16 protein-coding genes and 1 pseudogene are annotated in these 15,333 nt (G+C 70.8%); 13 read left to right on the forward strand and 4 right to left on the reverse strand.

Features of this window, described 5'->3' with window-relative positions:
- The coding region (locus tag VR44_RS41245) for a GNAT family N-acetyltransferase (RefSeq protein ID WP_157880317.1) at positions 1-416 on the forward strand (416 nt) is incomplete at its 5' end.
- 23 nt (positions 417-439) lie between these two features.
- On the opposite strand, the gene VR44_RS45020 is transcribed toward VR44_RS41245, so the two are convergent.
- Entirely contained in the window at positions 440-580 is a 141-nt protein-coding gene (locus tag VR44_RS45020; protein ID WP_157880318.1) for a hypothetical protein, read from the reverse strand.
- A 248-nt stretch (positions 581-828) separates the two neighbouring features.
- Here VR44_RS45020 and VR44_RS16025 point away from each other — a divergent pair, with 248 nt between their 5' ends.
- Positions 829-1,278, forward strand: a complete 450-nt coding sequence (locus tag VR44_RS16025) for an SRPBCC family protein (protein ID WP_045948171.1) — start codon at positions 829-831, stop codon at positions 1,276-1,278.
- Between the two features lie 127 nt (positions 1,279-1,405).
- Here VR44_RS16025 and VR44_RS16030 read toward each other — a convergent pair whose 3' ends face one another.
- On the reverse strand, positions 1,406-1,681 hold the full coding sequence (locus VR44_RS16030) for an isoamylase early set domain-containing protein (protein ID WP_045948172.1): 276 nt from the start codon (positions 1,679-1,681) through the stop codon (positions 1,406-1,408).
- Between the two features lie 227 nt (positions 1,682-1,908).
- Between VR44_RS16030 and VR44_RS16035 the strand changes: the two genes are divergently transcribed.
- From VR44_RS16035 to VR44_RS16065, 7 genes are all read left to right on the forward strand, one after another.
- Positions 1,909-2,370, forward strand: a complete 462-nt coding sequence (locus VR44_RS16035; protein WP_045948173.1) for a hypothetical protein — start codon at positions 1,909-1,911, stop codon at positions 2,368-2,370.
- Positions 2,371-2,463: 93 nt separating this feature from the next.
- Positions 2,464-3,522: a LacI family DNA-binding transcriptional regulator gene (locus VR44_RS16040; RefSeq protein ID WP_045948174.1), complete on the forward strand. Its 1,059-nt coding sequence runs from the start codon at positions 2,464-2,466 to the stop codon at positions 3,520-3,522.
- A gap of 403 nt (positions 3,523-3,925) precedes the next feature.
- Complete coding sequence (locus VR44_RS16045; RefSeq protein WP_045948175.1) at positions 3,926-5,422, forward strand: glycoside hydrolase family 32 protein; 1,497 nt, start codon at positions 3,926-3,928, stop codon at positions 5,420-5,422.
- Between the two features lie 76 nt (positions 5,423-5,498).
- A complete protein-coding gene (locus tag VR44_RS16050; protein WP_045948176.1) occupies positions 5,499-6,842 on the forward strand; it encodes an ABC transporter substrate-binding protein in 1,344 nt (447 codons plus the stop codon).
- A gap of 77 nt (positions 6,843-6,919) precedes the next feature.
- Positions 6,920-7,909: a carbohydrate ABC transporter permease gene (locus tag VR44_RS16055; protein WP_045948177.1), complete on the forward strand. Its 990-nt coding sequence runs from the start codon at positions 6,920-6,922 to the stop codon at positions 7,907-7,909.
- 2 nt (positions 7,910-7,911) lie between these two features.
- A complete protein-coding gene (locus VR44_RS16060; protein ID WP_094191689.1) occupies positions 7,912-8,748 on the forward strand; it encodes a carbohydrate ABC transporter permease in 837 nt (278 codons plus the stop codon).
- A gap of 35 nt (positions 8,749-8,783) precedes the next feature.
- Complete coding sequence (locus VR44_RS16065; RefSeq protein ID WP_045948179.1) at positions 8,784-9,767, forward strand: carbohydrate kinase family protein; 984 nt, start codon at positions 8,784-8,786, stop codon at positions 9,765-9,767.
- A 67-nt stretch (positions 9,768-9,834) separates the two neighbouring features.
- Here VR44_RS16065 and VR44_RS16070 read toward each other — a convergent pair whose 3' ends face one another.
- On the reverse strand, positions 9,835-10,647 hold the full coding sequence (locus tag VR44_RS16070; protein ID WP_045948180.1) for a TetR/AcrR family transcriptional regulator: 813 nt from the start codon (positions 10,645-10,647) through the stop codon (positions 9,835-9,837).
- Between the two features lie 88 nt (positions 10,648-10,735).
- On the opposite strand from VR44_RS16070, the gene VR44_RS16075 reads away from it, so the two are divergent.
- Positions 10,736-11,125 (forward strand): VOC family protein, encoded by a 390-nt coding sequence (locus tag VR44_RS16075; protein WP_045948181.1) that lies wholly within the window; start codon positions 10,736-10,738, stop codon positions 11,123-11,125.
- Positions 11,126-11,437: 312 nt separating this feature from the next.
- Entirely contained in the window at positions 11,438-12,214 is a 777-nt protein-coding gene (locus VR44_RS16080) for a hypothetical protein (protein WP_052713631.1), read from the forward strand.
- Positions 12,215-12,523: 309 nt separating this feature from the next.
- On the opposite strand, the pseudogene VR44_RS16085 reads toward VR44_RS16080, so the two are convergent.
- Positions 12,524-13,818, reverse strand: a pseudogene (locus tag VR44_RS16085) (sensor histidine kinase).
- 201 nt (positions 13,819-14,019) lie between these two features.
- Here VR44_RS16085 and VR44_RS16090 point away from each other — a divergent pair.
- Positions 14,020-14,463, forward strand: a complete 444-nt coding sequence (locus VR44_RS16090) for a hypothetical protein (RefSeq protein WP_245691859.1) — start codon at positions 14,020-14,022, stop codon at positions 14,461-14,463.
- Between the two features lie 53 nt (positions 14,464-14,516).
- Positions 14,517-15,227, forward strand: coding sequence for a class I SAM-dependent methyltransferase (locus VR44_RS16095; RefSeq protein WP_045948183.1), 711 nt, complete (start codon positions 14,517-14,519; stop codon positions 15,225-15,227).
- Positions 15,228-15,333 lie beyond the last annotated feature (106 nt).

The following is a 15,333-nucleotide window of genomic DNA, read 5'->3' on the forward strand; positions in this document are numbered from 1 at the left end:
CAGCCGTCCTGACCCCGCCGGGCGCGACCCCGCCCGCCGGCGCCCGCGTGCTCTGGGCGGCCCGGACCCTGCTGGGCAGCGGGCCGCGCGCCCTAGGCAGGACCCTGCGCCATCTGGACGCCACCGAAGGCGGGGCCCCCGCGGGGGCCTGGACCCTGGAGTTCGTCGGAGTCCGCCCGGACCTCACCGGCCGTGGAGCGGGCCGCACCCTCCTGGACCACGTCCTGACGACGACGCCGGGAGCAGTCCACCTGACCACGGCGGACCCGGCGAACGTCCCCCTGTACCGCCACTTCGGCTTCACCACGCTCGGCGAGACCCCGCTGGGACCACTGACCGTCACATCGATGGCCCGCGTATCGAGCCCGAGCAGGAAGGTTCATGAAGGTCCGGGGCCGGACTCTTCGCCGCGGTGACGGGAGCGCACAGCGTCGGTTGGTCAAGTGTCCCGGTGCGGTGGCGAAGAATTCGGGCGCGGTGGGCGGACGCTGCGGTGGCGGCCCTGGCCGTCGGAGATGTCGGCAGTCGTCAGGACGACCGCGAGGGCGAGGGGCAGCAGGGTGAGGAAGGAGAACAACATGGCGCGCTTGTGCCCGCCGGTCGCCGGCCGATGCGCGATTGCGGAGGGCTCTTGGCCGGACGGGCGGCCGGACGGACGGGCGGACTGGGCTGGCCGGTGGTGAAAGTCAGCTCGTTCGGGGCGTGCACCGCCGCTCGTGGGGCAGCTGCGGTGGCGGGGGGCATATGTGAGGAGTCCCCGTGCCGGGGCGGGCCGGCGTCAGAGGCCGCCTCGGCCGCAGAGGTATCCGACGCCAGGAGGAAATCGGTATGTCGCAGGTCAAGGAGTCCATCGAGGTCGACGTCCCGGTCCGTGCCGCCTACGACCAGTGGACGCAGTTCGAGTCGTTCCCGCAGTTCATGGACGGTGTGGAGCGGATCGAGCAGCGGACGGACACCCTCACCCACTGGGTGACGAAGATCGCGGGTGTGAAACGGGAGTTCGACGCGGAGATCACCGAGCAGGTCCCGGACACGAAGATCGCCTGGGTGACGGTCGGCGGTGAGACGGAACAGTCAGGGCTGGTGACGTTCCGCCCCATCGACCCCGCCCATACCGAGGTGACGTTCATGATGGACTTCGATCCCGACGGGATGGCGGAGAACATCGCGGACAAGTTCGGCTTCGTCGACCGGCAGGTCAAGGGCGACCTGAAGCGGTTCAAGCACTTCATCGAAGACCGAGGCGCCCCGACCGGCCAGTGGCGCGGCCAGGTCTGACCCCCACCCCACCCCTGCCGCCGGGCCGGGGCCGCGCCAAGGCGGCGGCCTCCGGCCCGGCGGCGCGCAGGCCCGGCCGGAAAGGGCGGCGAATCGGCTGGGGAGTGCGCGGCGGCCGGTGAGTGCGTCAGGTGTGGAGGCGGCTGTTGGGGCCGTCGTGGTCGCCGGCGCTCTCGTCGTTGAACCAGTAGTCGCCGGCGGCCAGGTACCGGAAGGCGTAGGTGTTCTCGCCCGGCAGTTTCACGGTCACGGCGCGTTTGCCGTCTTTGCGGAGTGCGAGGGTGTGGGTGCCGGGCTGCCAGTCGTTGAAGTCGCCCACGACGCTGACCGGGCCGGGGGGCGTGTCGGCGGGCAGGATGAAGGTGACCTCGGTGTGGGTCTTGCGCAGGGTGCGTTCCAGCATGGGGTGCTCCAGATCGGCCGAGCGGGTACCGGGCCATCGTGGGCCGCATGTGCCCACGCCGCGCGCCGACGCCCCGGACGGCAGCCCGGCGTCACCCTCCCACCGCACCCGACGCGGATTTGCGTCCCGGCAGGGCCGCACCGCCGGTGTCCGTCAGCGGGCCGGACGGAGGGGGAGGGGGCGACGATGGTTTTGCCGCCGGACATGTGAGGGAAGGGCGGCCTCAGGTGGGGCCGGAGCGTGGAGCGGTCGGACACCTCGACGATGACCTGCCCGGCCGAGACGGTGACCCGCAGGCCGGTGAGGCCTTCCCCGTGCCGCAGCGCGCTGGAGACGAGCTCGCTCACCACCGTCAGCACATCGTCGACCAGGACCGGTGCCCCGCCGTGTTCGGCCAGGACAGCGCGGGCGGCCTCCCGCGCCTGCGCACGGTTCACCTCGGCCGGGAGGCGCTCGACGTGGGAGCGCCCCGGAGCGCCGCCTACCCGGGCGAGGTACTGGGCCAGGGCCTGTACGCCCGGCTGGAGGGCGGCCGCAGTCCGCCCGGATGCGGTCTTCGCGGCCGCAACCGCGATCGGCCGAAGACTCGCGGCCGGCTCATGCCGCCCCGCACGCTTCGCGAGCGCGGCGCGACCTCGGGCCGAAATGGCGCCGCAACCGACTTCCACGAGTTCGTAACGAGCCATTGACATTGGCTTCGGCGAGAGGGCAACCTCATCTCCACACGGTGCCTAAACGTTTAGGCAAACCGGAATCGACCACTTTGTGCAGGGGCAGGGGCAATGGCGCGCCGGATCGGGATCAAGGACGTAGCTGCGGCGGCAGGTGTGTCGACCGCGACCGTGTCGCACGTCCTGAACCGGGTCGAGGGCAAGCGAATCAGCGAAGAGACGCGTCAGCGCGTCTGGAAGGCCGCCGGCGAGCTCGGATACGCGCCGAACGGGCTGGCCCGCGGGCTGAGGATGCAGCGGTCGCAGACCATCGGCTTCGTCAGCGACGAGATCGCCACCACCCCCCACGCGGGCAGGATGATCCTGGGTGCACAGGAGGCGGCCGCAGCCGAGGGCCTGGTGCTGCTGCTGGTCAACACCAGCGGCGACGCCGAACTGGAGCGCGCGAGCATCGACATGCTGCTTCAGCGCCGGGTGGACGGTGTGCTGTACGCGGCGATGTATCACCGCACCGTGGAACTGCCGGACGCTCTGCGCGCGACGCCGACCGTACTGCTCGACGCGGGGTCGGCCGATCCCGCCGTCCCCTCCGTGGTGCCCGATGAGGTCCAGGGCGGTTATGCGGCGGTACGCGAGCTGACCGATCACGGCCACCGCCGGATCGGCATGATCGTGCAGACCGTCGACCTTCCCGCCCGTCAGGGCCGCCTGGAGGGCTACCGCAGGGCGCTGGCCGAGGTCGGGGTCGTCTACGACCCGTCGCTGGTCGCCGCGGAGACGGCCGTGCCGTTCAACACGGTCGGCGGTGACGTGGAGGCGGGCTACCGGGCCGCGCGGCGCCTGTTGACGACGGAACGGCGCCCCACGGCGTTGTTCTGCTTCAACGACCGGATGGCCGCCGGTGCTTACCGGGCCGCCGCCGAGTTGGGGCTGACCATCCCCGGTGATCTGTCGGTCATCGGGTTCGACAACCAGGAGCTGGTCTGCGAGTCGGTCCACCCGCAGCTGAGCACGGTTCAGCTCCCGCACTACGAGATGGGGGCACGGGCCGTGGCCCAGCTGCTCGCACTCACCAAGTCTCCGGGCCGGCCACCGGGCCCGGGCATGAACGAATTGCTGCCTTGTCCGCTGGTGGCGCGGGCATCGGTCGCTTCGCCGTCCCGACTCTGACCCCGGGACGGCGAAGCAACACCGTGACAGGCGACCGTCGCAACCGGTCGTCGGTCCTGTCAGTTACATGGAACACAGTGAGGGTACACAGATGTCCCCTGAGATTTTCAATGAGCGGTCGACGCGGCATTCCCGCCTGACATCCGACAGCGTCTCGGAGTACTGAGCCGCGTCCTTCCCGCCACCCCTGCGCCGGCGCTTCAGACAGCCTTCCCACGCCTCGCCGCCGAAATCACGTCGCCCCGGCTTCCCTCGCCATGTCAGGAGGGCCGGCAGCGGGCGCTGAGGGAAGGCGTCTTCCCCGAGTTCCACGAGGAGATCGTGGCCGGCCGGCCGGCCGGCCGGTTCCGGTGACGACCGTCCTCGCATGCTCTGCCTGCCGCACATACCGAAAGGCCCGCGTGTGCCCACCGCGCCCTGCGATCCGTACCGGCCCGTCGCGCATCTGCGCCCGCCCCGGAACTGGATCAACGACCCCAACGGCCTCGTCTTCCATGACGGCCACTACCACGTCTTCTACCAATACAACCCCTCTGGTGCGACGCACGCGAACATGCACTGGGGCCACTTTCGCAGCCCCGACCTGCTGACCTGGGAGCCGCTGCCGATCGCCCTGTCCCCGGCTCCGGGTGGCGTGGATGCCGACGGCTGCTTCTCGGGCAACGCCGTGTCCGACAGGGACCGGCTGGTCGCCTTCTACTCCGCGAACCGCTGGGACCGTTCACCCCAGCACCAGCCGGTCACCGCGGCCATCTCCCGCGACGGCGGCCGGACGTTCGCCCCGCGGGGCGACCTGGTCATCCCCGGATGGCCCGAGGACTGCACGATGTACCGCGACCCGTACGTGTGGCTGGACGGCGAGCGGTGGCGGATGCTGGTCGGCGCCGCCCTCGTGGACGGCCGGGGCGCGGCCCTGCTGTACGAGTCGGCGGACCTGGAGACCTGGACCTACCTGGGCCCCTTCGAGGCCCGCCCGCAGGAGCCGGTCGGCACCACCGGCCTGCACACCGGCGAGGGCTGGGAGTGCCCCCAGTATCTGCCGCCGCAGTCCGGGCAACCCGGGGTCCTGATCTTCAGCGCCTGGAACAGCCACGACGGCGACCGCTGCGTCACAGCCCTGATCGGCGAGGAACACGGCAACGTCTTCGAGGCCGGCACGCCGGTGCTCGTCGACCACGGCCCGGACTGCTACGCGCCCGCCCTCCTGCGCGCACCGGACGGCCGATGGCTGCTGTGGGGCTGGTCCGCAGAGGCCCGCGAAGAAAGCTGGGCGGTCGCCGGCGGATGGGCCGGCGCCCTGACCCTGCCGCGCGAGATCTCCATCAGCGCTGAGGGCACACTGCGCCAGCGGCCCGCCGCCGAACTCCACTCCCTGCGCGGCGAGCAGGCACTCCACGCGAAAGGCGTCAGTCATGGCCCGCAGCCCGTGGAGCTGGGCGGCGTGGGCCACGTCTTCGACCTGACGGCCCAGCTGGAGACGACCGGGGCGGCGAGCCTGCGGCTGCTCACCAACCCGGACGCCACCGAGTACCTCGAGATCCGCCTCGACGCCACCGCCGGCGAACTCGTCGTCGACCGCGACCACGCCTCGCTGGGCGGCCGCGCCCGCGGCGGTTCCTACCGCATGCCCTGTCCCACGGGGCAGCCGGTCGAGCTGCGGCTGGTCGTCGACCATTCGATCGCCGAAGTCTTCCTGACCACCACCGGCCAGGTGCTCACCCTGCGCTTCTACCCGACGGGCGAAGGGCCCTGGCGCCTTGAGGCCCGTACCGCGCCGGACACGCACCTCAGCTACACCGTCGAGGCCTGGCAACTGCTGCCCCTCACGGTCAAGGAGCCGAGCGCCGACACCGACCTGCACGGCCAGGTCCCCCTGACGGAGTCATCGCCCGCGTCGTAAGGCGCGTGCCGAGCCCGGATCCCCCCACCTCCGCACCACCCGCTCTCACCCGCACCACACATCGGAGGCACCCAGCATGGACCCCGGCACCACAAGATCCCGCCGCACGGCGGCCACGGCCCTCGCCCTGGCCCTGCCCCTGGCCGCGCTGGCCGCCTGCGGCGCCGGCGGCGGCACCGACACCTCCGCCGAGCAGGGCAGCGGTACGGGCACCATCACCGTCTGGGCCCACCAGGGCCAGGCCAACGAGGCCGCCGCCCTGCAGACCGCGGTGAAAACCTTCAACTCCTCACAGCAGAAGGTCACGGCCAAGCTGACCCTGATCCCCGACACCGACTACACCAAGACCATCACCGCCACCGACGCCTCCAAGCTCCCGGACGTGATGGAGTTCGACGGTCCCACCATGGCGAACTTCGTCTACAACAAGAAGCTCGCCGCGATCGACAGCTATGTCTCCGCCAAGACCCTGGCGAACGCCACCGACGCCATCAAGGCCGAGGGCGAGATCAACGGCAAGCAGTACGGCCTGGGCATGTACGACTCAGGGCTGGGCATTTACGGCAACAAGAAGCTGCTGGACGCGGCCGGGGTCAAGTACCCCACCGGACTGTCCGACGCCTGGACCGCCGCGGAGTTCACCGACGCCGTGAAGAAGCTGGCCGCCCAAGACTCCGACGGCAAGAGCCTGGACCTCCAGGAGAGCGGCGGATACGCCAACGAGTGGGGCACCTACGGCTTCGCTCCCATCGCCTGGTCGGCCGGCGGCTCTCTGCTGAAGGACGACAAGGCCGAAGGCGCCCTGGACACCCCATCCGTCGCATCGGCGCTGAAGACGTTCCAGTCCTGGAAGACGTACACCGACCCCAACACCGACGGCAACGCCTTCGCCAACGGCCGCGTCGCCCTGAGCTGGGTGGGCCACTGGATGTACCCCGCCTACAGCAAGGCCCTCGACAAGGACCTCGTCGTCCTGCCCCTGCCGGACTTCGGCAACGGCCCCAAGACCGGCCAGGGCTCATGGGAATGGGGTATCGGCGCCCACACCAAGAACGGCAGGGCCGCCGGCGCCTTCCTCGACTCCCTCCTCGACGACACCAATGTCACCGCGATGACCACGGCCAACGGTGCCCCTCCCGGCACCCGGTCCGCGCTCGCCCAGAGCAGCCTGTACAGGCAGGGCGGCCCGCTCCAGCTCTTCGCCGACCAGCTCGCCAAACCCTGCGGTGACAGCCGGATCGACAAGTCCTGCGTCGCCGTGACCCGGCGCATCACGCCCGGATACCCCACGGTCACCGCCGAATTCAGCCAGGCGCTGAGCGACGTATACGGCGGCGCCGACCCGAATTCCGCCCTGGCCAAAGCCGCCCGCGCCATCGACCAGGACTTCTCGGACAACGACGGCTACAAGCTGCAGTAGCCGGCAGCCAGCGGCCGGGAGAGACGGACCCACTCTGACAGCGCCCGTCCCTCCCGGCCCGGAAGAGGACCTCCACCGTGACCACCGTGAACCCCGCCCCCGTCATACCGGACGGGCGCAAGCCCAGCCCACCGGCGCCCTCCGGCATACCCCAACGGCCCCGGCGCCCCAACCGCGAACGACTGCACGGACTGCTCATGTCCGCACCCGCCCTCGGCGGACTGATCGCCTTCGTCGGAGTGCCGTTCGTCTACGCCGTCGTGCTGTCCTTCTACAACGTGCGGCTCGGCTCCCCGCTCCCGCCCCGCTTCTTCGGCATCGAGCAGTACCGGCGGATCTTCACCGACCCCGACATGTCCGGCCCCTTCCTGCGGGCCCTGGTGAACAACCTGACCTTCGCCGTGGTCGTCGTACCCCTGCAGACCGCCCTCGCCCTGGGCCTGGCGATCCTGCTCAACCGGAAGCTCAAGGCAATCGGCGTCTTCCGGTCCCTGTTCTTCCTGCCCGTCGTCTTCCCCATGGCCCTGGTCGCCGTCATCTGGCGGCTCATCCTCGCCCGCAGCGGTGACGGACTGCTGAACTCCGCCCTCCACACGGTAAGTTTCGGCAACTGGGGGGCCTTCGACTGGCTCGGCAACGGACTCACCGCGATGGCCTCGATCATCGTGCTGTCCGTGTGGCAGGGCGTAGGCTTCCAGATGGTCATCCTGCTCGCCGGCCTCCAGCAGATCCCCGGCGAGCTCTACGAGGCCGCCGAACTCGACCGTGCCTCCCCCTGGCAGCAGTTCCGGCACGTCACCCTCCCCGGCATCCGCGGAACCCTCGTCTTCGTCGCCATGCTCACCTCGGTGCTGTCCTTCCGTGTCTTCGACCAGGTCTACGTCCTCGTCAAGGGCGGCGGACTCGATGAGGACGCCACCCGGACGGTGATGTACCAAGCCGTCACCACCGCCTTCGACCAGCACAACATCGGCCAGGCTTCCGCGATCACCGTCGTCTTCTTCCTGATCGTCGTCGTCCTGACCCTCATCCAGCGCCGCGTCGTCCGCACCGGCAACGAGGACTGACCATGACCCGCACACCCCTGCGCCGCTTCCTGGACTACGCCGTCCTCAGCGTGCCGGCGTTCATCTTCGTCCTGCCGGTCCTCTACCTGATCCTCGGCAGCTTCAAGCCCTCCGACCAGGTCCTGAGCGGTCTGACCGGCTTCCTGCCCACCCATCTGTCCTTCGACAACTATCGCGCCGTCCTCAGCAGCTTCGACTCCGACGCCACCGGCTACTTCTGGCGCTTCATGGGCATCTCACTGCTGCTGTCCACGGTCGTGGTCCTGGGCGGTCTGATCGTCAACTCCATGGCCGCCTATGGTCTGACCCGGCTGAAGTGGCGTGGGCAGGGCGCGGTCTTCGCCGTCGTCCTGCTGCTGATGCTGGTGCCGTTCGAAGCCGTCGCCGTCCCGCTGTTCTACATGTTCAACGACCAGCGCAACACCATCTACGTCCAGGCCGTCCCCTTCATCGCCAACGCCTTCTCCATCTACCAGTTCGCCATGTTCTTCCGCGCCATCCCGCCCAGCATCGAAGAAGCCGCCCGCATCGACGGTGCCGGCCCCTGGCGCACCTTCTTCGCGATCATCGTCCCGATGTCGAAGCCGGTCTTCGCGTCCGTGGCGATCCTGACCTTCCTCACCCAGTGGGGCTCTTTCCTCTGGCCCGTCCTGATGGTCTCCGATCCCGCCGTACGCCCCCTGCCGCTGCAGATGAGCGTCTTCCAGGGCCAGATGCCCGTCGACTGGGGCCAGGTCCTCGCCTTCGGCGTCCTTCTGGTCCTGCCCGTGCTGATCGTCTTCGCCTTCTTCCAGCGCTGGTTCGTCCAGGGCGTCGCCAGCTCCGCCGTCAAGGGCTGAGCGTGCCCACACCGCAGAAAGAAAGCCGGCACCCCATGCCCCCGTACCCCTCCCGCCCGACTGTTGCCGTCCTGGGCGAGTGCGTTGCCGATGCCTTCACCATCACATCCCCCCGCCCTCGTACGGAGACCCCGCCCACCGGCCTCGACCTGCGGGTACTGCCCGGCGGCGGCCCCGCCAACACCGCAGTCTCCCTCGCCCGGCTCGGCACCCCCACCCGCTTCTTCGCCCGGCTGTCCCACGACCTGTTCGGCGACCTCTTCCGCGCACGGCTCACCCACTCCGGCGTAGACCTGTCCGCCTGCATACCCGCTCGCGAGCCGAGCACCCTCGCCGTCGCGGCCGTCGACGAGATGGGCCAGGCCACCTACTCCTTCTTCGCCGACGGCGCCGCCGACTGGCAGTGGACCGACGCCGAACTGTCCGCCGTGCCCCTGGACGGCATCTCCTGCCTGCACACCGGCTCACTCGCCTTCGCGCGGGAACCGGGCGGCCCGCGCCTCGAAGAACACCTCGCCAGGGCCCGCCCGCACATGACCGTCTCCCTCGACCCCAACGTCCGGCCGCTGTTGGTCGAACCCGTCGCCTACCGAAAACGCCTCAACCGTTGGTGCGAACTCGCCGACATCCTCCGCCTCAGCGAGGACGACCTCACCCACCTGCTCCCCGGCACCACCCCGGAAGAGGCCTGCGACACCCTGCACACCGCCGGCGCACCCCTCGTCGTCATCACCCTCGGAAGCCGCGGCGCCCTCGCCTCCCTCGGCGGCACCCGCGCCTACCTACCCGCCAGACCCACCCACGTAGTCGACACCGTCGGCGCGGGGGACTCCTTCACCGCGGGACTCCTCCACCACCTCAACACCCTCGGACGACTTGGCGGACGCCTGGATGAACTGACCATCGACGAGACCATCGACGCATGCGCCTACGCAGCCGAAGTCGCCGCCAGGACCTGCGCAGTCCCCGGCGCGAACCCACCCTGGGCACACCAACTGCCCTCAACACCGAGGCCGTGAACTGGGTCGTCGCGGTCGACTCGACGATTGTCCGGGCTCATCAGCACGCGGCCGGAGGTGCTCCGACTCACGGGGCAATGTCGTCGTGCCGATGCTGTGAGGTCGATGTCTTCGCGTCCCTGCTTCGGTCGATGAGGGCGGCGAAGGCGTCGAGGACGCGTTGCAGGCCGAAGGAGTAGGCGTGGGCGGGGTCGTAGGCGCTGTTGTGTGCGGCGCCGGCGGCCGCGCCGACGCGGACGGCAGTGGGGTAGGCGTTCTCGTCGAGGACCCGGGCGAGGAGCGGGGCGTTCAGCTCCCACCATTGTTGGTCGTTCAGGGCGCTGTCGTGCTGTGCGGCGCGGGCGTCGGCGACGGCGCGGGCGCATGCCTGCACGAAGGTGAGCAGGTGGGTCAGGCAGTCATCCATCTCGACGTCGCTGAGGCCGAGCCCGTCGAGCGCAGACAGTTCGTGCTCGTACTTTGACATCTGCCCCGGCCCCAGCGGGGGCCTGACGGTGGAGACGGCCGCGGCCCATGGGTGGCGTTCGAAGAGGGCCTTGTTCTCCTCGGCGACAGCGGTGACGCGTTGGCGCCAGGGCTGTCCGGTGGTGTCGGTGCGGGGCATGCGGGCGTAGGCGGTGTCGAGCATGAGGTCGAGGAGCTCGGCCTTGCCGGGGACGTAGGTGTACAGCGTCATCGGCACCACGCCGAGTTCCTTGGCCACCCGGCGCATGGTCACCGCGTCCAGGCCTTCGGCGTCGGCGATGGCGTTGGCGGCCTCGACCACCGCGTCGATGCTCAGCCCCCGTCGTGGTCCTCGGCGACGGTCGGGGGAGGAGCCGCGCCACAGCAGTTGCAGGGTGTGGGCCGGGTCGCCCGAGCTGGTTCGTTCCGTTGGCACGAGGCCATCCTCTCGCAATCGAACTCTGTACGCTGTACATTGTACGGCGTACAGAGAATATGCTCAGCGCGACCTCGGAGGAGTTTCCATGAAGATCACCTCTAGTGCCGTTTCGCTCAACGTCGACGATGTCCCCGCATCCAGTGCCTTCCTCGTCGAGCACTTCGGGTTCCGCGAGGAGATGGCCGCCGACGGCTTCGCGTCGCTGACGCGCGACGACGCCGGCATGAACGTCATCTTTTTGCGGCGGGGGCTGGAGTCCCTCCCGGCAGACCAGCGTGACGAGCACGCCGCAGGTCTGATCCTGGCCTTCGTCGTCGAGGACCTCGAAGGCGAGCTGGCGCGCCTGCGCTCCGAGGGCGTCGCGATCACCATGCCGCTGACGGACGAGGAGTGGGGTGAGCGCGCCTTCCAGGTCCGCGACCCCAATGGCGTCATCGTCCAACTGGTCGACTGGAACGCACCCACCAGCCGCTGAGACAACAGCGCCTGCAGGCGCTGTTGTCTGCACCGGTCATGCCGGTGGCGGAGGACCACAGCCAAGGGACGGCGTAGCGGGAGGTCTGCCCGTACGACCTCGCCAGGCCAGGCCGACTGGTTGTACGGGCGGGGGTCTCGATTGCGGGCATGTGTGGTGTCGAGAGGATTACGATGCGCGCGGCAGGCCGACTCTGCGCAGGTCAGGGGCCCGGGGTCCCGTACGGTGTGGATCACCGCAGCCGCCGACCGCCGGCCCGATGGGGCGCGTGGTGTGCCGCTGTTCCATCGCTCTTCTCATGAGGGAAACACCGTGCGCAACACGCTCGTCCGTCGTACCGTCCTGACCGCGTCCGCCGTGTCCCTGGCCCTGCTCACCTCCGCCTGCAGCTCCGGCGGCAGCGACGGCAAGGCCGGCGACAAGGTCGGGGAGAAGCCGTCCGCGAGCGCTGCCGCGCCGTCCGCCGCCCCGGCCGCCAAGGGCAAGTCGGACGTGGAGACGGCAGCGCTGCTCGTCACCCAGGCCGATCTCAAGGAGCAGATCGTGTCGGGCCAGGGAGCGGCCGGCGCCGCCGCGGTGCCGGCCGAGGTCGACAACGCCGCCTGCAAGCCGCTCGCCCAGGTCGAGACGGCGCAGAAGGTCGGTGCGCCCACCGGCTTCGGCCGCACCTCGGCCAAGGCCAAGCCGCAGGAACTGCCTGCGGGAGCATCCGCCGAGGACAAGCTCAAGGCGGGCCTGCTGGCGCTCGGCGGGGACCAGACCCTGATCACCGTCGCCTCGTACGACGGCAAGGGCGCCGAGGACGCCTTCGCGTCCGTCAAGGCCGCTGGCGCCGCGTGTGCCGGCGGCTACACGGTGACCTACGAAGGTGACAAGACCAGGATCGACAGCGTCAGCTCGGCCCCCGTCCAGGCCCGTGACGAGGCGGTGCACTACGCCGTGGTCATGGACCTGGGCGACGGCGAGAAGTCGACCGGCCACCTGGTGGCCATACGCAAGGGCAATGCGCTGGCCACCTTCTACACCTTCGGCACCGCCGCGAAGTACCCCGGCGACCTCATCGACGTCCAGCTCACGAAGCTGGCCTGACCCGGCACGTCGATTCCCCGGGGGCCGGCCTCGGCCACGGCGCCTCCGGGGGCTCCGTTCACCGTGACCGCTCCGTGGTGAGCGTGAACTCCATCGGCGGCCAGGCTCATCAGCATGCAGCAGGGCCCGCCCGTGTGCCCCACGCCGGAACCGGCCCTCACGGACGCCCGGTCCGGCCGCAGGGCGCTCGGTGTCCGGCGCGTGGACACCTCCCCCTCGACACGGGCCGAGGCCCACACCATTACGCCGATACGAGATCGCGATGCGTCGGGACTCCGCCGATGCGGAGCAAGAGGGAATCCTTGACGATCACGGCGATCCCGGAGCGCACGGCAGCTGCGCGGTGATGACGGTCGGGCCCCCGGCGGGGCTGCGGCAGGAGAACGTGCCGTCGACGGACGCGACGCGCTTGGCGAGTCCGGCGAGTCCGGTGCCGCCGGCCGCCGCGAGATCCGCGCCGCCCGCTCCGTCGTCCGCGACGACCACCCGCAGTGTCTCCCCTGTTCGCTCCACGGTCACGTCCGCCCGGGTCGCCCGGGCGTGTTTGACCACGTTCGTCAGGGCTTCGGAGACCACGAAGTACGCGACGGCCTCGACCGTGGGTGAGGGGCGCTGCGGCAGGTCCACCGCCAGGCGCACCGGGATCGGGAGGCGGGCGGCGACCCCGGACAGCGCGGCGTCGAGGCCGCGGTCCTCGAGGACCGCCGGGTGCAGGCCTCGCACCAGGTTGCTCAGCTCGGCGATCGCCTCCTTCGCCTCGCGGTGCGCCTCGTCGATCACCTTGCGGGCGTCCTCCGGCAGGTCGCCGAGGGTGGACCTGGCCAGGCCCAGGTTGACGGCGAGTGAGACGAGACGCTGCTGGGCGCCGTCGTGCAGGTCGCGCTCGATCCGCCGCCGCTCGGCGTCGGCGGCGTCGAGCACGCCGGCCCGGCTCTCGGCGAGGTCGGCGACCCGGCGGGCGAGCTTCTCCGCGCGGCTGGGGCCGAGGAGGACCTCGGCCGCCCGGGTCTCCAGCCGCACCAGGGCGCCGGTCAGCCGGGGCCCGAGGAACAGCAGGGCGAGGCCGCCGGCGGTGATGTACGCGCCCTGCGTGGTGTGCCCGAGGTCGGTGACCCGCCACTGCGGGGGCAGTGCCCAGATCCACACGTAGACGGAGGCGGCCACGAGGGCGGTGGCCCAGACGGCGAGGACGGCGAGGTCCAGGACGGCGAACAGCGGACCCGCCGCGGCGTGGTAGCAGGCCTGCCGCCACATGGTCCGCGAGGTCAGCCGGCGCACCACCGACTTCCAGTCGCGCCCCGGCCCGGGTACGGCGGGGCGCGGGAGGTCCTTGCCGACGCGCGCCCGCGCGGGAGGTCCTTGCCGACGAGCGCCCGGTAGCGCCGCCGCTGCCCGGCGGTCAGCAGGGGTGTCACCACGAGCGTGAGCAGCACGGGCAGCGGAGTCAGGGCCGGCACCAAGGCCGCCAGGGTGCCGAGCAGCCAGAGCCACAGCGGCACCACGGCGAGGTGGAGCGGCAGGCCGGCGGCGACGAGCGCGGTCCGGTGTCCCGCCCTGCGGAACGGGCGGCCGAGCACCAGCCTTAGCCACGTGGTGAGTTGCATGTGTCACACGGTAAAGCCGCAGGCCAACCCCGTGCCATGACGCTCCCACCCGGTTCAGGGGTGCACTTGTCTCCACCCCGGGTCGGAAACCTGCGTGACTGACGGCGCCCCGGTGTGCGGCGCAGGGTGGAGCACATGAAAGGCAAAGCCGGCGGGGAGCGAGAAAAGACGATGCGTCACCTGGTGTTATGCGATGACCCCTTGGTCAGTGCCGAAGACCGCGCCGAGGTCATCCCGCTCCACGAAGAGGCGGAGGAGCCGCGCCCGGCGCGGGGTCTACGGCGGGCCGGGTGCCTGCTGGTCGCCTTCGGCCTCGCCCTGCTGCCGTGGCTGTACGTGCTGGCCACCAGCCTGCCGGCCACCGCGACCGCGGCGCACTGGCCGCTCGCCTGGATCGGGCTCGACGCGCTGGAGGCGCTCGGCCTGATCACCACCGGCCTCCTCGCCACCCGCGGCGACCGGCGGCACGCCCTGGCAGCCGCCGCGACCGCGACGCTGCTTGTGGTGGACGCCTGGCTCGACACCACGACCGCCGCCCCGGGCGGTGACTTCGCCACCGCGGCCGCCATGGCGCTCGTCGCCGAGCTGCCGCTCGCCGCGCTGTGCGGCCGGCTGGGGCTGCGGGCGCTGAGCCGGCACGTGTGACGCCGTCCGCACAGCCACACGCCACGCACCACATCAATCAACAGGAGAACACCATGCACCGCATCACCACCGGCCGCGCCGCCCCGATCCCGCCCCGCTGGGCGGTCGCCGCCGGCGTCGGCGCCGCGTTGGCCGCCGCCTGGTGGCTGGGCGACAAGGCGCCCTATCCATACGCCCAGCGAGGCCTCCTCGACGTGCCGTTGCCGTTCCTGACAGCCGACCGGATGGACGCCGTCCTGCAACCGCGGCCGGGGGAGCGGATCCTGGAGATCGGCCCGGGCACGGGCCTGCAGTCGCTGCACGTCGCCCCGCAGCTCGGGCCGGCGGGACGGCTCGATGTGCTCGACATCCAGCAGGAGATGCTCGACCAGGTGATGTGCCGCGCCGAGCGCGACGGCCTGGCGACGATCAGGCCCACCCGCTCGGACGCACGTGAACTTCCCTACGCCGACGAGACATTCGATGCCGTATACGCCGTGACCGCGCTCGGCGAGATCCCCGAGCCGGATCGGGTGCTGCGCGAGGCGGTACGGGTGTTGGCACCCGGCGGACGGCTGGTGATCGGCGAGTTCTTCGACCGGCACTGGATCCCCTTCGGCCGACTGCACCGGCTCGCCGACGCCGCCGGCCTCCACCTGACCGAGCGCCGCGGCCCAAGCCCGGCATACCTCGCCCGCTTCCGGCCCTGCACAGCCGACGCGCCAGGCCACCAGAGCGAGCGCCTCGCCCACAGCGACCGGGACACCAACGGCGGGAAGGCGTGAGCACGGCACGCAGGGACCGCGATCAACCCGGCTGAGCTTGTTGTTCAACCAAATCGGTGCGCACCGATCAGCACCGCACCGCCCAGGCGGCGGGGACCCGGGACAG

This window comes from Streptomyces katrae (assembly GCF_000966975.1).
Lineage (GTDB): Bacteria > Actinomycetota > Actinomycetes > Streptomycetales > Streptomycetaceae > Streptomyces > Streptomyces katrae.